Genomic DNA, 1,508 nt, shown 5'->3' with positions numbered 1-1,508 from the left:
TCGCCCCCCTGATCGCCGCGCACGACGAGTGCGTGCAGGGAGCGGTCGTCGTGGCCACCTGCAACCGCTTCGAGGCCTACGTCGACATGGACGAGCCCGTCACGGCCGCCGTCGCGGTGGGAGTGGAGGCCACGCTGAGCGCCATCGAGGCGGCCACGGGCGTCCCCGCGAGCGAGCTCGAGGGTTCGTACACCGTGATCGGCGGCGGAGATGTGGCCGAGCACCTCTTCTCGGTGGCATCCGGGCTCGAGTCGGTCGTCGTCGGCGAAGGCGAGATCGCCGGTCAGGTGCGGCGCGCCCTCACCGAATCCCGCCAGCTCGGCACCACGTCGGGGGAGCTGGAGCGGCTGTTCCAGCGCGCGTCCGAAGCTCAGCGCGGCGTCAAGAACTCCACCGCGATCGGCCGCGCCGGCCGGTCGCTCGTGCGCCTCGGCCTCGAGCTCGCCGACAGCCGCATCGCCGACTGGTCGACGCAGCGCGTTCTGCTCGTGGGCACGGGCGCCTATGCGGCCGCCACCGTGGCCGCACTCCGCGATCAGGGCGCCGAGGACATCTCGGTCCACTCCCCCTCGGGGCGCGCCGCGAAGTTCGCCGCCAAGCACGGTCTGCGCGCCGTCTCGGCCGAGACCTTCCCCACCGCCGTCGCTCACGCCGACCTCGTCATCACGTGCACGACGAGCGAGCACCACGTCGTCAGTGCCGCCACGTTCGCCGCGGGACGCACAGCGGCCGAGTCCGCCGCCGCTCCCGTCGGCTGCCCCGTCGACCACTCGGGCCGCCGGCTCGTGATCGACCTCGGTCTCCCCCGCAACGTCGACCCCGATGTCGCCACCGTGCCCGGCGTCGACCTGCTCGACCTCGAGACCATCCGCCTCCACGCCCCGCTCGAAGAGCTGCAGGCGACGGATGCCGCGCGCGATCTCGTTCGCGACGCCGCGCGCCGCTTCGCCTCGGTCGGCGAGCGCAAGAACATCACCCCCGCGGTCGTCGCCCTGCGCGCTCACGTGTTCGGCGTGCTCGACGCCGAGGTCGCCCGGGTGCGCGCCCGCGGCGACGAGGGGGGACAGACCGAACAGGCGCTGCGGCACCTCGTCGGCGTGCTGCTGCACACCCCGACGACGCGCGCGCACGAGCTCGCCGAGTCCGGCCGCGGCGACGACTACGTCTCGGCGCTGTCCGCGCTGTTCGGCATCGAAGTTTCCGAGCCCGAGGCCCGCGCGGCCGATATCGCCGACGCGGGCTGAGCCGAGGAGCCGCGCCGGGCGCACCGGCGCGCGGAGGACTTCCGGGCAGCGGAGGACCGACACCGCGGCATCCCCCTCCCTCCGCGGAATCTCCTCCCCACGCGGGCATTATCCGCGCCCCAGCCGCGCGTACACCGCGTCGTGCGCCGCAGCCGCACCGGCCGAGCGTCCGCCCACCCCGGCCCAGCGGAGGAGATTTCGGCTTGGGAGGACCGAAACCGCGGCATCCATCCTCCCCCTGCCGAATCCCCTCCCCCCGGGCAC

Annotated in this window: 1 protein-coding gene; it reads left to right on the top strand. The window is 74.1% G+C overall.

Annotation, left to right across the window (positions count from 1 at the left end; translation table 11 throughout):
• Positions 1–1,244 (top strand): glutamyl-tRNA reductase (locus LQV45_RS31735; RefSeq protein WP_230011405.1); only part of this gene is annotated, 1,244 nt, incomplete at its 5' end.
• Positions 1,245–1,508 lie beyond the last annotated feature (264 nt).

The organism is Microbacterium sp. Bi128, assembly GCF_918698205.1.
This window is presented reverse-complemented; position numbering and strand designations above follow the sequence as displayed.